The sequence below is a fragment of the Bifidobacterium erythrocebi genome (assembly GCF_012932675.1).
Taxonomy (GTDB): Bacteria; Actinomycetota; Actinomycetes; order Actinomycetales; family Bifidobacteriaceae; genus Bifidobacterium; species Bifidobacterium erythrocebi.
On the sequence record NZ_JAAIIF010000006.1, the window covers coordinates 124,718 to 140,523 of the forward strand.

Annotated in this window: 9 protein-coding genes; all 9 read left to right on the forward strand. The window is 60.3% G+C overall.

From position 1 onward, the window contains the following. Nucleotides 1–262: 262 nt before the first annotated feature. The 9 genes from G1C98_RS02365 to G1C98_RS02405 all read left to right on the forward strand — a co-directional run bounded on the left by G1C98_RS02365 (nucleotide 263) and on the right by G1C98_RS02405 (nucleotide 15,760). Entirely contained in the window at nucleotides 263–1,285 is a 1,023-nt protein-coding gene (locus G1C98_RS02365; protein WP_169078865.1) for a LacI family DNA-binding transcriptional regulator, read from the forward strand. Between the two features lie 197 nt (nucleotides 1,286–1,482). Beyond that, nucleotides 1,483–2,790, forward strand: coding sequence for an ABC transporter substrate-binding protein (locus G1C98_RS02370; protein WP_169078867.1), 1,308 nt, complete (start codon nucleotides 1,483–1,485; stop codon nucleotides 2,788–2,790). 180 nt (nucleotides 2,791–2,970) lie between these two features. Next, a complete protein-coding gene (locus tag G1C98_RS02375) occupies nucleotides 2,971–3,906 on the forward strand; it encodes a carbohydrate ABC transporter permease (protein WP_003806528.1) in 936 nt (311 codons plus the stop codon). Nucleotides 3,907–3,967: 61 nt separating this feature from the next. Then, nucleotides 3,968–4,846, forward strand: a complete 879-nt coding sequence (locus G1C98_RS02380; RefSeq protein WP_003806530.1) for a carbohydrate ABC transporter permease — start codon at nucleotides 3,968–3,970, stop codon at nucleotides 4,844–4,846. A gap of 186 nt (nucleotides 4,847–5,032) precedes the next feature. After that, nucleotides 5,033–6,163 (forward strand): glycoside hydrolase family 172 protein, encoded by a 1,131-nt coding sequence (locus tag G1C98_RS02385; protein ID WP_169078869.1) that lies wholly within the window; start codon nucleotides 5,033–5,035, stop codon nucleotides 6,161–6,163. 480 nt (nucleotides 6,164–6,643) lie between these two features. After that, a complete protein-coding gene (locus G1C98_RS02390; RefSeq protein ID WP_169078871.1) occupies nucleotides 6,644–9,472 on the forward strand; it encodes a carbon-nitrogen hydrolase family protein in 2,829 nt (942 codons plus the stop codon). A gap of 209 nt (nucleotides 9,473–9,681) precedes the next feature. Beyond that, nucleotides 9,682–11,178: a DUF3375 domain-containing protein gene (locus tag G1C98_RS02395; RefSeq protein WP_169079174.1), complete on the forward strand. Its 1,497-nt coding sequence runs from the start codon at nucleotides 9,682–9,684 to the stop codon at nucleotides 11,176–11,178. Between the two features lie 98 nt (nucleotides 11,179–11,276). Continuing rightward, the gene (locus G1C98_RS02400) at nucleotides 11,277–12,263 is read left to right on the forward strand and encodes a DUF4194 domain-containing protein (RefSeq protein WP_240944884.1); all 987 of its coding nucleotides are present in this window, start codon (nucleotides 11,277–11,279) and stop codon (nucleotides 12,261–12,263) included. Continuing rightward, the gene (locus G1C98_RS02405; RefSeq protein ID WP_169078873.1) at nucleotides 12,263–15,760 is read left to right on the forward strand and encodes an ATP-binding protein; all 3,498 of its coding nucleotides are present in this window, start codon (nucleotides 12,263–12,265) and stop codon (nucleotides 15,758–15,760) included. The genes G1C98_RS02400 and G1C98_RS02405 overlap by 1 nt, the downstream gene beginning before the upstream one ends. The last annotated feature ends 46 nt before the right edge of the window (nucleotides 15,761–15,806 follow it).

A 15,806-nucleotide genomic window follows, 5' to 3' on the forward strand; every position in this document is an offset into this window, starting at 1 on the left:
TGTTACTGGATAGTTGAGGAGTAGCGCGTGTCGTGGAATTGACATGCAGAGATGTGGGCGTTACTATGAGTGAAACGTTTCGACGAAACGATTCGATTCTGAATATTCAGTATTCGGCAATCGAAAAGTCAGTCTGAGACAAGTTGGTTCATGCCCTGTGGCGAAGCGGCTGGGGGTGTGTCCCGCTGTTGGTTGCCGGCACCCGTCTGCGCATGATGGAACACTGGCGGCATGGTTGTCGGGAATGATAGGAGAGTGTGATATGGCAGGCATTAAGGATGTGGCTCGTGCCGCTGGTGTGTCCGTCAGCACGGTTTCCTATGTGCTTTCCGGGAAACGTTCCATTTCCGCCAAGACCACCGGCAAAGTCATGGCTGCGGTGGAGAAGCTTGGCTATACGCCGGATGCCAGCGCCCGTAAAATGCGTGGCGTGCGCAATCAGATTATTGCATTGAGTGCACCGATTCGCGGCGACATCAATCAGGCGAAATACAACGCCTACTTCCTGCATACCGCTTGGCAGGCGAAGGACAGGGGCTATGACGTGCTTCTGCTGACCGGTGAGGATGCCGTGGGCGATCTTCGCCGTGTGACGCAGAGCAATCTGGTCGACGGTGTCGTGCTGCTCGATATCGAGGAGCACGACGATCGCGCGGCGGAGGCGGGATCGTACTCGAAGCCCTGCGTGGCCATCGGTCTTCCGAGCGAGCATAGCGAATGCGCGTGCGTGGATATCGATTTCGCCTTGGCGGGTCGGCAGGCCGCCGACTGCCTGTATGGCAAGGGGCGTCGCAATGTGGTGTTCCTGCGTGACAACGAGTCCGACTATGAGCGTGGTTCGGGGTATGTGCTGCTGTTTAGGGAAAGCCTGATGGCTCATGCCGAGGAGCTGGGGATGCGGATCGTCGAATCCTCCAAACATGCGTTCGGCCAGTTCGATGCCGCGGATTTCGTGCGCAATGTGTTCTGTACCGGGGATAGACCGACCGCGATCATCAACCAGGCCAGCGCGAATGTGCTCAACCAGGTGCTTCAGGAAATGCAGGCCGTGGGCCTGTCCGTGCCCGGGGATGTGTCGGTGCTGTCGTGTGGGACGTATTTCGAGGGCGAGCTGATGACGCAGCCGATCACCGAAATGCCGGTTATGCCGCAGGAGCTCTGTTCCAAGGCGGTGGGATTGCTGGTGGATGCGATTGAACGGTACGTCGATATCAAGGGCGTGGTCGAGCTCTCGAAACCGGTGATGCGGTGTCGGGGCTCCGTTGCCGAGGTCGGCGTCGGGTAATCGCCGGGCGGGTTGCTGTCCGTCTGTGTAAGGCGGATTTCCATAACTGAATTCGAAACGATTCGATTCCTGTATGCGTCGCAGACGACGTCGCCGTAGAACAATTGCGGGTTTTGGCGTAGCTGCTTTCGAAACGTTTCAACAACATTGGATTTCATAACTGAATAGCACAAGAAGTCCCTTCAAGGAGGAAGAACATGAATATCAAACAAGGTCTTGCGGCCGTGGCCGTCGCAGCGATGTCGCTGACGTGTTTGGCGGCCTGCGGAAACGACAGCGCGCAGGACGATGAGAAGCCGGCGAGCCTTTCGTTCTGGTACTACGAGGAAGATGATGCGGGGCAGACCCAGGCTTGGAGACGCGCTGCCAAGGCCTTCGAAAAAGAGACCGGCGTCAAGATCAACTTCGAGCGCAAGTCCTTTACCCAGATCGCGCAGAACGGCAGCCAATTCCTGAACTCCGACGAAGCGCCAGACCTCATGGAATCCAACCGCGGCAACGGCTCCGCCGGCGTGCTCTCCACCATGGGCCTGCTCACCGACCTCGGCGACTATGTCAAGCAGTACGGCTGGGACAAGAAGGTGACCGGCGCAAACGCAGCAGTCGCCAAGTACGACGAGAACGGCATCATGGACGGCGATACCTGGTACGGTATGACCAGCTACGCTGAATTCCAGCGCGTCTACTACAACAAGGACCTGTTCGCCAAGTACAACATCAAGATTCCGACCACCTACGACGAGTTCGTGGACGCCTGCCAGAAGTTCGTGGACGCCGGCGTGACCCCGATTGCAGCCGACGCGCAGGAATACGGCGTGATGTGGCTGTGGTGGCAGCTCGTTTCCAAGAATGCCGACTCCAAGTTCATCGACAACTGGCAGCTGTACAGGGGTGACGTCGACTGGAATTCCAAAGTGCTGACCAACTCCGTCAAGACCATCAACGAGTGGCTTGACAAGGGCTTCATCTCCCGCAACGCCACTGGCATGAAGGCCGAGGACACCACGCAGGCCTTCATCAAGGGCGAATATCCGATCTACCAGACTGGTACTTGGAACCAGGGCCGTTTCGTCAAGCAGATCAAGTCGTTCGATTGGGACGCGGCCGTCATGCCGGAATCCAACTACGCAGTCGGCTGCGCAGGCAACCTGCTGGTGATTCCCGAGAAGTCGCACCACAAGGATCTGTCCGCCAAGTTCATCGACTACGTCCTCTCCGATGATGTGCAGAACTTCCTCGGCAACGCAGGCGGCATTCCGGTAGCGGCAGACACCAGCAAGATCACCGACGCGAAGAGCAAGGCCATGATCGAGGAATACGATTCCTACGCCAAGGACGGCAAGCTCAGCTACTACCCGGATTACGCGGCCTCCAACCTCACCGACGCGGTTCCAGCGGAGTTCCAGGAGCTGGTCAACGGCACCAAGAAGCCGGCAGACGTGCTCAAGAACATCCACGAGAAGTACGACACCGGCGTCGAGGATATGGGCGTCAAGAACAACTAAAAACAACCGATCCTTCCTTTCCATTCCAACTCCAATAATGGTGCGGCCCGCCTTCGGGCGGACCGCACCAACCCTTTCCTCCCCCATACATTCCGCACGTCGCATCGCGCCAAATCGTGCGTCATCACAGAACAATCCATCGGAAATCCCTCGGATCATCAACATTTCAAAGGACTTGCAATGTCTCAAAAGACCAAGCACGAAGCCTCCATGTCGAGACTTCCCGGCAACCGCTCCGCGAAATTCGTTCCATACCTCATCCCCGGCCTCATCGGCCTGTTCGCGGTAGTTGTTGTTCCGTTCATCTGGAACATCTACCTGAGCTTCACCCGCTGGCGTGGCGTCGGTCCCGTCAAGTGGGTCGGCCTGAAAAACTGGAAACGCCTGTTCTCCGATTCGACGTTCTGGATTTCCTTCGCTAACTCGTTCTGGATCATCGTGGCTATCGTGGTCATCCCTACCATCCTCGGCCTGTTCATCTCGTCTCTGCTCACCGACGTGATCCAAAAGAAGTTCGGCGGCAAAACCGCTTCCTTCCTGCGCGCGCTGTTCTATTTGCCGCAGCTGCTTCCGGTGGCCGTCGCCGCAATCATCATGGGCTGGATCTTCCGCCCGGAGGACGGTGCCGTCAACGCACTGCTCGCCAAGATCGGCTTGGGTGCATTGCAGCACAACTGGCTGGGCAGCCCTGACAGCGCACTGCCGATCCTCATGTTCATCCTGGTGTGGATCCAGCTCGGCTACCCGATCGTCATCTTCATGTCGGGCCTGCAGCGCGTCGATCCGGAACTCTACGAGGCCGCAGGTCTTGACGGCGCCAACTGGTGGCAGAAGTTCCGCGTGGTCACCCTGCCGTCCATCATCCCTGAACTGCTGGTGGTCATCCTCACCGCAACCATCGGCGCACTGAAGACCTTCGCTCCGGTCTACCTGCTCACCAAGGGCGGTCCGGGCACCTCCACCACGGTTCCGTCGTACTACTCCTACAACCAGTTCTTCCAGGTACAGCAGGTGGGCTACGGTGCCGCAATCTCCACAGCGCTGACTGTGGTAATCATCGTCTTCTCCATCGTGTTCACCCTCGTGCAGAAGCACGTCGAGAAGGAACTCGTCTGAGAGAAAACCCGAAAAACAATCGCAAGAACATACTAAAAATCCGAAAAGCAAAGGTGCCATCATGACTTATTCCATGTCCACGGCCGCCGCGCGCAAGGCCTCGAAGAAAACGCAGCACGTGCGTTCCGCAGGTGACTGGATCACCCTGATCCTGCTCGTCGCCGGAGCTCTGCTCGTCCTGTTCCCGCTGCTCGTCCTGACCGTCAACGCGTTCAAGACCTCCGCCGATTACAACGCCACCGGCCCGCTCTCCCTGCCGAAGCACTTCACCATGGAGGGCATCATCTCCTTCTGGACTACCACCAACTTCCCGCTGAAGTTCTGGAACAGCTTCATCATCTCCCTAGTGGTGGCTGTCGCGGCGGTCGTGCTGTCGGTGCTCAACTCCTTCGCGCTCGGCATCGGCAAGGTCAAGGGCAACACCTGGATCGTGCTCGGCATCATGCTCGCCAACATGATGCCGCAGGAAGCGCTGCTCTACCCGCTGTACACCATGTTCAAGCAGGTCGGTCTGTACAACACCAAACTCGCGATCATCATCATCTTCACCATCATCCAAAGCGCCTACGGCACCTATCTGCTGTCCTCCGTATACGGCACGTTCCCGCAGGCCATCCTTGAGGCCGCGGCCATCGACGGCGCCTCTCGCTGGCAAATCCTGCGCAAGGTGGTGCTGCCAATTTCTTGGCCGACCATCAGCGTGCTGTTCGTGTTCTTCTTCGTGTGGACGTGGAACGAATACATGATTCCGATGGCGTTCCTCATGAGCGATGACGTACAGACCATTCCGCTGGCACTCGCCACCCTGCAGGGCCAGCGCACCATGGAAGCGACCACGCTGGCATCGGCTTCGCTGCTGAGCATCATCCCGACCATCATCTTCTTCATCATCTTCCAGCGCAAGCTGTCGCAGGGTATCACCGCCGGTGCAGTGAAGTAACGCGACCCAACAACGCTGGGATGTTGTGAAATAACGCAAAAACAGATACAACCGGCCGCGGCGGCTTTCAGCACCGTGGCCGGCATTATCGACGCGCCCACTGCAAGGGGGATCTACGATAGTCGGCAGTGGTAGGCGGCGCACCCATTTCCGCGTTTCCCAAGCTGTTTAACAAAGGAGAGAACAATGAATACTATGGCGACTTCCGGTTTCGGCAACGGTGCCCTCGATTCGCTAGCAATCGCGACGGACCACGGCCGTACACGTTGCGTCAACGCCGAAAACCCGACCGGCGGCAAGGGCACTGCAGCCACCGCCGCCAGCGCGCTCGGCCCGTCACGTAAGGGCAGCCCTTGCATCCAGACGATCAAGGCGGGCGATTCGGTCACGCTGATGGACGTCGATGGCCCGGGCGTGATTCGCCACATTTGGATGACGGTCACCGACCGCACTTCCCCGACCGGTCCGAACGTACTGCGCAATCTCATCCTCGAATTCTATTGGGATGGCGAGGAGACGCCGTCCGTGCAGTGCCCGATCGGCGATTTCTTCTGCTGCGGTCACGCACAGGCCTGCCGTATCAATTCCATCCCGATCATGGTGGTGCCAAATCGAGGTTTCAACTGCTATTTCGCCATGCCGTTCGAGCACGCGCGCATTGTGCTGCGCAACGATCACAACGAGGACGTGCCGGCCTTCTTCTACCAAATCGACTACACGGAATACGACGCGCTGCCAGCCGATGCGATGCGCTTCCATGCGCAGTGGCGCCGCGAACGCGTCACCGAAATTGCCCGTGACTACACGATTCTCGACAATGTGCACGGCCATGGCGCGTACATCGGCACCTACCTTGCGCTGACCGCGCTGGAAAGCCGCTGGTGGGGCGAAGGCGAAGTCAAGATGTACATCGACGGCGATGAACAGTACCCGACGTGGTGCAGCACCGGAGCGGAAGACTACTTCGGCGGCGCGTGGAGTTTCGCCGACTTCGACGAGCATGGCCGCATGCGCGAGAACACGTTCACCGGACCGTACCTGGGATTCCCGTCCTATTCGCAGCGTCTTGCCGCGCACCGCGAAAGCGACTACTGGGATGTGGCCACACCCGTCATGCGCGGCCTGTACCGCTGGCACATTCCGGATCCGATTTATTTCGATTCTGACCTGCGCGTCACCTGGCAGCAGATCGGCACCGAGGAAGCCGGCAATTTCGAGCGGCAGGATGACGTCGCGTCGGTGGCATACTGGTACCAGCTTGAACCGCACACGCCGTTCGATCCAATCGGTGACCGTCACTTCCGGCAACCTCGCTGACATGATGGCACGGGGATGCGGCCCGCGGCCGGACACGGCATGTCCGTCCAGACGGGCCGCGCAGCGCGCAGCCCTTTAGTATTGCCGTCTTTTTGAAACCCGCATGCGAGGTTTTCTTCCTTTCCCTCGCACGCGAAACCGATATGCAACGCCCGGATGAACACCTGTATCCGGGCGTTGTTGTCATATGAGGGCATAACCTCGGTGCGCATCGTGGAGTTGGCATTGTAGCGCTGGAAAAATCATCGTGAAATCCGCATGAAACCGCACGGCAAACGATTGATAACGTGAACGGTTTCGTATGGAAATCGTTCAGAATTCATTCAGAAAACTATGTGATCGACAATCCTCTCATTATCTCGTTTCACCCGTAGGGCGGTTAGCGATGTCAGGTTTGCTTTGTCTTTAGTGTCGCCCCGGACGTTTGTGGATATTCGCCGGATGAAGCGGAGATAGTCGACAACAGAGAGGAAAAGGAATATGGCGGAAGCCGAACATCCCATCACCACAGCATCAGCAGAATCCGACATGCAATTGGCAAAACAGCCGATTAATGCCAATCGTTCTCGGAGTAAGCGGCGTCTTGCCTCGGCCGTTGCGGCAATCGGTAGTATTGCGCTGTGCGCAACCATGGCCTTCGCAGGGGGCGTTCCTGCTTATGCAGACACTTACTCCAGTACCACGGTCGCTACCGCTTCCACCGTCACTTCCGGCACCATTCCGACGGGGCAGCTTTCCGTGGTGAACTTCCATCCCAAATGGGGCGATAAGCAGGCCAACAAGAACAGCATGCTTAAATACATTGCAGACGCACATAACAATGGCGTCAAGATGATTGTTTTCCCCGAAATGGCGCTCACTGGTTATGTATCATCCAGCGATCCGGATTCCGCGGCCTATCGGATGGCCGTCTCTCAGGCGGAGACCACGGAAAGCCCCATCACACGTGAACTGGCAGAAACCGCCGCAGCGGATGGCATGTGGGTGATCTACGGCACGTCCGAGAAGATCCCTGGTGACACCGATCACGCCTACAATTCCGCCTTCGCCATCTCGCCGAAGGGTCAGGTCAGCGCATATCAGAAGATAGCGCCGGTGGAAGGTGACTGGGCCACGCCAGGCAGCACGCCGGTTATTCTGCAGACCGAGTGGGGCATGATGGGTCTGAGTATCTGCTACGACACCTACGCGCAGCCCGAAATCGAACGATATTATGCGGCGCAGGGCGTGAGCCTGCTTGTCAATCCGACTGCGACATCCCGTAGCTACACGGATATTGACGGCGATGGTGTGAAGGACGCCAAGGGCTGGGAATGGTACTACCGGAACCGTCTCGAATCCATCGCCTCCCGCGACGGGTTGACGATCGCCAGCGCCGATCTGGTGGGTAAGGACGGCTACGCAGGCGAAGACGGGGAACAGCCATACGATTTCCCGGGCGGCAGTGTGATTCTGCGAGGAGGATTCAGCGAGGCCAAATACTATGCCGGGCAGAACGCTAACGGCAACATCATCACCGCCAAGGAAGGTGCTCTCGTCAACAACGCCGACCTGCGGCTGTCCGTAGGCAGCGCCACCAAGGTCTCCAACGACTTCCACCCCGACTACTACGCCAAGTGGTATGCGCAGCTCGCCGATAAGCAGGAATCCGGCCAGAGTCTTTCGTACCATTACGGATCCGTGGATGCGCCGACCGCCGCAGTGGCGAACGTAAGCGCGGTGTGGGGCGACAAGGACGCAAACACCAGCATGATGCTCAAGTACATCGACGAGGCGCACAGCAAGGGCGTCGACATCATCGTGTTCCCCGAAACCATCCTCACCGGATACGACAGCACCGATCCGGAAGGCAAGGACGACGCCCACACCTCCAACGCGGAAGTCAACACGTTGCTGGCCAAGAGCGACGACTACATGCAGGTCGTGCTCGCCGAAAAGGTCAAGGGCGCGGACGGCGACACCACGCGAGGCGAACACGTGCAGCAGATCGCCGCAGCCGCCAAGAAATATGGTATGTACGTGGTGTTCGGCCTGCCCGAGATGCCCGACAACGGGCCAATCGTCGACACCGATGGGGTGAAGAAGGTCTACAATTCCGCCGCGGTCGCCTTCCCGGACGGCCATACCGATTCGTTCCAGAAGATGCACCGTGCCGGTTCTGAGGAGACCGCCTGGTCCATGCCGGGCAGCACGCCGCTCATGTTCGAGCTCCCCGAGTGGAAGGACGCCAACGGCAATCCGCTCAAGGCAGGCGTCGACATCTGCCGCGATGGGCATTTCTATCCGGAACTTGCCCGTTACTATGCGGCAAGTGGCGCGGAACTGCTGCTGCATCCGACCGCAACCACCGGCAACGCATGGTACCGCGAAACCCGCATGGGCAGCTATACCGATCGTGACGGTCTCGGCGTGGTCACCGATAACGTGTGGGGTCCGGACGGCTATCCGCTTGACGGTGACGGCAATCCGATCTACTCCGTGAACGACAACGGCGAAACCGTTTCCTCCGGCAAAACGGTGGCCGGCTACAACTACATGGGAGTCGGCGACGATCCGTTCCGTACCTCGAGTCTGATTATTAACTCGTGGAGCGGTAAGAATGGCACGGCTTTCGACTATGCGACCGGCAGTGCGCTCGATACCAGTGGTACGGGTAAGGGCGCATCATCCACCGATTCTGCTGATATGACCTTCGCTGAAGGTGCCTATGATCCAGATAATCTTGAATACCGGAACATGAATCTGAAATCCGCAGGTTTTCGTGTGATGAACTTCCAAGCGCGTCTGTACTCCAAGATGTATGACCAGCTTGCGAAGCGATTCATCGCCGGATATCAGTCCATGTACCCCGAGACCGCCGCGCTCGACAAGACGGCGCTCGCCGATCCGATTGCGCAGGCCAAGGCCAAACTTGCCGAAACCGGCAAGTATACGGATGATTCCGTATCCGCATTGACCGATGCGTATGAACAGGCGCTCTCTTTGCAGAACAACACCACGTTCAGCAGTGAGCAGAATGGCTTGGTCACAGCAGCGGCGAAACAGCTTGATGAGGCTGTCGCCGGTCTGAAGGCGGTTGGCGCGGGCATCGGCAAGACCGATGGTGCCAAGCCATCGGCAAACGGCGGTTCCGCCTCCTCCGCGACATCCGCCGCGGCAGGTACGCAGCAGAAGGAAAACGCCTCCGAAAACGCGGCGTCCGCGAATACGGGTTCCGGCGTGGCGGCGGTAGCAGCCGTGATGGTTCTGCTGCTTGGCGCGGGAACGACTGCAGGCGTGTACGCTCGCAGGAAATCCGTCGGCAAGTGATCCGTTGAATGCAGGAACGCCAGTCGTCGGTGCGGAACCGGCCCCGCCGCAATGTGATGTTGCGACGGGGCCGGTTCCGCGTTTGCGGTCGGTCACGCTCCGACGAGACGCGGCGGGGCAAAGTGGGAGCGGAATGTACAATGGACAACCGGGCTGAAAGCCGCTGTGTAGTGACGATAGGAGGGGCGTTGGGCGACATTCGATCTGAGATGGAGCGTCTCCGCCCGGTGTATGAAACCGGTGTGCTGCGTCTGCTGATGCGCAGCAATTCGCAACTGTATGTAGCGTTGCTCCGTTCCTCGTTCGAGCCATTGACCGGGGAGCTGCCCAGGGAGGTGCTTGAAGAGCGCTTCGCCAGGGCGCTGTCCCAGCTTGTCGAAAGCGGCGATTACACGCTCAAGGACGACCAGACGCTGCCCGATGCCGCGCATCGCATTCTTGCGGAGCTTTCGCGCGAAGGCGACGGCGATTACGCGTGGCTTGCGAACTCTCTCGACGTGGCGTCCCATCGCTATCTGTACCGTCTCACCGCCCGCGCGCATAGGGCGATCGAAGCGTTGTCCCGTCTTGAGGACACCACGCAGGCGCTGTCCGGCGCGCAGGCCAACAGCATCATCATGGAGATCGAGCATGCGCGCATGCAGCTGACCGCCGATCCGAACGAGCGCATCAGACTGCTCAACCGCGAGATCGAGGAACGGCAGAAGGAGATCGAGCAGCTCGAACACGACGGCACTGTGGAGCAGCTGTCGTCCAAGCAGGTCGAAGACATCATCAACGTGGTGCACAACACGCTGCGCGGCGTGCCCATCGACCTGCGCGAACTTGCGCTCGCGGAACGAGACAACGGCGATGCGCTTCGCCGCCGTATGCAGGCGGGCGCGATGTCCGTCGAGAACATCCTCAGCGCCTACCATGACGAATACCGCCGGTCCTTCCGCGAATCCGATAGCGGCAGGCGTTTCGAAGACGCATTCCAGGTCATCGTCACCGAAGAGGGTCGTCGTGAAATCGACGACGCAGTGCGCGACATCGCCAGGAATCCCTATCTTGCCGGCGAACCGGGAGTGCTGCTCAACCAGGTCAGGGCCGAGCTTGAGCGTATCTACGAGGGTATCGAGGACGTGCGCCGCCAGATGCGCGCCTCGGACGAGGCCGTAAGCCGCCTGGTCCGTCAGCAGACCGATACGCGCTACCGCACCATGCTCGCCAAGCTCAACAAGCTGTTCGCCAAGACCAGCGACGAGGCGAAGGCCAATCCCGGCAGCGCCTCCCGACCGTACCACACCGACACGGGCGCCGTGCAGTTGGCGGTGCTGCCGACCCGCCCGGCGAAGCCGATGATCCATGCCGCGCCGCCGAGCCTGCAGGACCATGAGGACATTCCGTCCGTGGAATCGCCGGATCTCAAAGCCATGATCGAGGTCGGCGGGCCGCGCTTAAGGCACATGCTGTCGTTGATCCGTCAGTCGCCGCGTACGCTTGCCGACGGCCGGGTGGATCTTGCCGCCAGCTTCAACGACCTTCCCGAGCGCGAACGCCGCGAAAGCGAGATCGTCGGTTTCCTGAGCGCGCTGCACGTGCAGGGCGATGCGCAGTACGTGCAATGGCATTGCGTATCGCTCGACGGCACGCCGCGGGTGTGGCGCACGCGTCCGGTGGCGGCAAGCGTGCAGACCCTTGACGAAATCGTGGGGGAGGAGTGAGCGTGAACGCCGAAGCGAAGAAGCCGGAGACATACGGGCGAGCCGATGGGAACGGCCGGAACAATGGGAACGAAGTGAACGGACAGGACGGAAACGCCATGGACAACGAAACGAACGAGACAATGGAAGCCGCGGGGAACATCACGGACGTGCAAAGCGCGGAACAGGTCGACGCCGATCGCCCGGCGCAGGCCGTCGCCAACCCGTACGCACTGTTCAACGGCGACACCGGCGACATGACCGCCGACGCCCGTATGGCGGCCATCGCGCTCAAACGCGACCGGTACATCAGCGATGATCTCTACTGGCTGGTGCACGACGATGCGAGTATCCGCGAAGCCGTCACGCGTTCGTTGAACAACGATCTGCTTGAGCTCAAGGAGAACCGCAAGTACCGCATCATGTATGCGGCGCCCGTCAATGGCGCGGAAACCAGCATCCGCTCGCTCAAGACGCGTGCGAGCCTGACGCGCGAGGAAGCGGCGACGCTCGCATTCCTGCGCATCCGCGTGCTGGAATACGAGAACACGCGGGTCGATCCGGAGGGGTGGATCATCAGCCATGACGAGATCCGCGCCGCGCTCGCCAGTGGTTCCGGCTATCTCGCCTCCAGCAACGACGAGGAGAGTGTGGCGAAGAAGATCCGTTCCACGATCTCCCGCATGATGACCTACGGTTATCTCGAACAGAGCGATGGCGACGACATGTACCTCATCACGCCGCTAGTGCCCGTGGTGCTGGATGGCGATGTGGCCGATCAGTGGCTGGGCGTCTCGGCGGACGATGTCGATGAGAGTGACGGCACCGGTGAGGGCAACGACATCGACGGTATCGACGACATCGATGCTGCTGACGAGACGGGCGCTGCTGACGAGAGCGCGCAGAACGCGCAAAACGCAGAGAGCCCACAGGGTGCCGATTCCGAGGGTGCCTTGGATGAAGCCCGTAGCACGGACGAGATGCAAGGCGTCGAATCGCGGGCCGCCGCGGAACAGGAAGCTCTGGATCTGTGGGCATCCGCCGCGTCAAGCACATCATTCGACGCCGATGACGCATCCGGCAAGGGGAACGAGGAGGATCAGTGATGACCGATAACGACATGCACATCATCGCGGACCGGTGGATGCTGGAAAGCCGTCAGGTGATTAACTGGGGTTCGTACGAGGGGTACCACGAATTCAAGCCGTCCATGAGCGACGAGATGCCGGTCACCCTGCTTGCGGGTGCCAGCGAATCCGGCAAGTCCACGCTGGTCGACGCGCAGATCTCCCTGCTGTACCCCACGGGCACGCCATATAACAAGGCCTCCAATTCCGGCCGTTCCGAGCGTAACGACTACACCTATCTGCGTGGCATGCTCGGTTCCAGCGATGGGGAGAACGGGGAGACCCCGATCTACCTGCGTGGGCGGGACGATAACGATGCCCCGCAGGCCGTGTGGGGCGCGATCGTCGACACCTATCTGAACCGCACTACCGGCGCGGTGCTGTCCTGCGGCAAGTTCCTGTATCTTGCGTCCGGCGACGGGCGCGGCGAGGTGCGCAGGCAGTACATCGCGTGGAACAGGAAAATCGATCCGCGCAAGATGGACCGATTCCGCGATACGCCGTTCACCCCCACCATGCTGAAGAAAACGTACCCGGAATGCGATTCCTTCCCCAACGCGGAGGCCTTCCATGCGTACATCTGGCGTGAGATGGGACTGAGTCCCGAAGCATGCCGGCTGCTGCATAAGATCCAGTCCGCGGACGCCCCCTCCAGACTGGACGACATCTTCAAGCAGGGCGTGCTCGGCGTGCCGGAGGCTCTGGAGCTGGCGCGGGCCACCGTCGACGATTACGACCGGTACGACGAGAACTTCCGCAGCATGGATGAGAAGGCCAAGCGCATCACCAAACTGCGGGACATCCAGAACCAGTACGGCGCGTACACCGAGGCGTTGCAGGCCCGCCGCGAATTCGACGCGGTGAACCCGGACGACGAGCAGGGCAATGCCGCGCTCGGCGCATGGGCGTACTCCCGCATGGCAGGCGAAGTGCGTTCCGGTCTGCCGGCCGCGCAACGCAAATGCGAGGAATACGAACGCAAACTCGAAGCCGCAAGCCGTGAAAGCAGCGATCTGGAGACCGAGCTCAACGAGGTCAAGGAACAGATCAGCGGCATCGACGACGGTTCGCTCAAGCGGCTTGAGGGCGATCTTGAACGCGCACGCCGCGACGCCGAGGAGACGCGCAAGCAGCGCACAAGCGTGCAGGCCCGTTTCCAGCAGGCCGGCGAAACCATGCCGAACAACGAGGAGCACTGGAATATCAAGCGTGACGCCATCGCCCAGGCGCTCGACTCCTACGATATCGACAAGGCGCAGCGCGAGAACCAGCGTGACGCGATGTACGACGAGGTGCGTGATCGCCGTAAGGAACGGGAAAGCCTGCAGGCCGATTTGAATCGCCAGCGCAACCAGAAGACCCGCATCACGCAGGCCATGGACGAGGCGCGCGGCATGCTGGCCGATGCCGTAGGGCTTGATCCCAAGCATCTGCCGTATGTGGCGGAGCTCATGGACGTACGCGAGGATTCCGAAGCGTGGCGTGTGGCGATGAACGTGACCTATGCGCCCATCGCGCAGACCATTCTGGTCGATAAGCGCTACGAGCAGGGCTTTGCCAAGAAGGTCAGCAGCATCGACCCGCGCCTGATGATCCGCCGCACCTGGCAGTTCGTGGACACCGACGCCTCATACGACACGGCCAGTACCAAGGGCTGGATGTCCAGCAAGCTGCGGTTCAAGGCCGGCTCTCCGTTCACCGGATGGTTGAGGGAGCAGGTCGCTTCGGAACGCTTCGACGCGAAATGCGTGCAGACCATCGACGACGATGACCGCGACGAACGCCAGGTGCAGACGGATGGCCAGCTCAAGTCCGGGGCGCATGGCTTCCACGGCATCAAGAACACGCATATGATCATCGGTTTCGTCAACGAGCGGTACCTGACCGAGTTGCAGCGCAAGCTCGAGAAGGCCATCGAGAATCTGGCCGAGGCCACGATCCGCCACGAGCGTGCGAAGCGTCAGGTGGATCTGCTGCGTGACCAGAAGGAGTTGGCGAACTTCATCTCCGATATGGACTGGAGCAAGGTCGACGTGGTCGGCGCCGAGCAGAAGGTCGAGGATCTGAAGGCGCGTATCGAGGAGATTCGCAGCAATCCCGAACTCGCCAAGCTGACGGCACGACGCGACGGTCTGAACGCCAAGATCGACCAGGCCAATATGGCCAGGGCCCGGGCCCGAGTCGACCTGAACACCGCCTCGCACGCCATGCAGGTCGAACAGGATTGGCTCAGCAAGTACGGCAAGGCAGAATTCGACGATGCGCTGCTGCCCGGCGCGTTGTCCAATCAGCTCACCGACATGTACGAGGCGGTCTACGGCATTTCCCCCAACACGAGTCGTGCGGAGCTCATCACTTCGAATGTCGTCAACGGCGAGGGCCTATACTCGGACCTCATCGTGACCAAAATGGCCAATGCGATCCGCAAGCGCATCACCTCGCTGAACGACCAGGCGGATGTGATGCGCGCCAATGTCGAGACGCGCATGGCCGACTATCTGGAGGCCTACGATCCCGGCGACAACACCGTCACCGCAAGCGTGGAGGAATACAAGTTCTACGTCGAGGAGCTTCGCAGCCTCGACATGCTCAGCACGCGCAAGGCCACGGACGAGGAGTACGTGAACAGCCTTGAGAAGCTGCGCATGAGCTTCATGCAGATCGCGCGCGCCGTCGACACCGACAAGAAGCGCATCGACGAACAGCTCGACCGCATCAACGCGATGCTCAAGGGGCAGCAGTTCGGCCCGCGCCACGGCAGCCTGTCGATCAGCGTGGACGTGCACCAGCCGGCCCACGAGTTCGTGGGGCTGATGCGGAACACCATCGCGGACCTGAACGATTGGAAGCAAAGCGATCAGGACGATCCGGCGGCCACGCGCAAGCAGTTCGCACGCTGCCGTACGCTGGTCGACCAGCTGCGGCAGGAGCTGAGCCAGGTGCGCGATGCGAACGGCATCAAAAGCTATGGCGCGAAGAACCTTGACCCGCGTTGCCGTTGCTCGTTCTATGCGATCGTCAAGCATGAGGACGGGCCGGACGAGCGCATCACCTCGACCGGCGGACGTTCCGGCGGCGCATTGCAGGAGCTTACGTCGTTCATCTACGGCGCCGCGCTGATCTATCTGCTTGGCGGCGATGTGACCGGCCAGCCGACCTACACCACGCTGTTCCTCGACGAGGCGCTGATCAAGGCCGACGGACGCTACACACAGCGCGCCCTAGGCGTACTGCCCAAGCTCGGATTCCAGGTGATCGTATCCGCGCCGGAAAGCAAGACGGCCGAGATCCTTGAGGTGGCGACCAAGGCATACGTGGCCTATAAGGACACCTCCAACGGTCATTCCTACCTGCAGGAGATCACCTCCGACGAGATCACCCGGCTTGAATCGGAGATCGCGGCCGATATGAGCGGGGAAAGCGGCGAAGAGCAGAAGGGCGAAGATGCCGAAGGCGGGGAATCCCAGGGCATGTAGCAGCCGTGGGCATTCCGTCCTCGGTGGATGGTCTATGGGCGTGGGT

What these genes read in the sequence shown, in the direction of transcription:
- G1C98_RS02365 (WP_169078865.1), top strand. Translation starts at nt 263, where the DNA reads ATGGCAGGCATTAAGGATGTGGCTCGTGCCGCTGGTGTGTCCGTCAGC.
- G1C98_RS02370 (WP_169078867.1), top strand. Translation starts at nt 1,483, where the DNA reads ATGAATATCAAACAAGGTCTTGCGGCCGTGGCCGTCGCAGCGATGTCG.
- G1C98_RS02375 (WP_003806528.1), top strand. Translation starts at nt 2,971, where the DNA reads ATGTCTCAAAAGACCAAGCACGAAGCCTCCATGTCGAGACTTCCCGGC.
- G1C98_RS02400 (WP_240944884.1), top strand. Translation starts at nt 11,277, where the DNA reads ATGGACAACGAAACGAACGAGACAATGGAAGCCGCGGGGAACATCACG.
- G1C98_RS02385 (WP_169078869.1), top strand. Translation starts at nt 5,033, where the DNA reads ATGAATACTATGGCGACTTCCGGTTTCGGCAACGGTGCCCTCGATTCG.
- G1C98_RS02405 (WP_169078873.1), top strand. Translation starts at nt 12,263, where the DNA reads ATGACCGATAACGACATGCACATCATCGCGGACCGGTGGATGCTGGAA.
- G1C98_RS02395 (WP_169079174.1), top strand. Translation starts at nt 9,682, where the DNA reads ATGGAGCGTCTCCGCCCGGTGTATGAAACCGGTGTGCTGCGTCTGCTG.
- G1C98_RS02390 (WP_169078871.1), top strand. Translation starts at nt 6,644, where the DNA reads ATGGCGGAAGCCGAACATCCCATCACCACAGCATCAGCAGAATCCGAC.
- G1C98_RS02380 (WP_003806530.1), top strand. Translation starts at nt 3,968, where the DNA reads ATGACTTATTCCATGTCCACGGCCGCCGCGCGCAAGGCCTCGAAGAAA.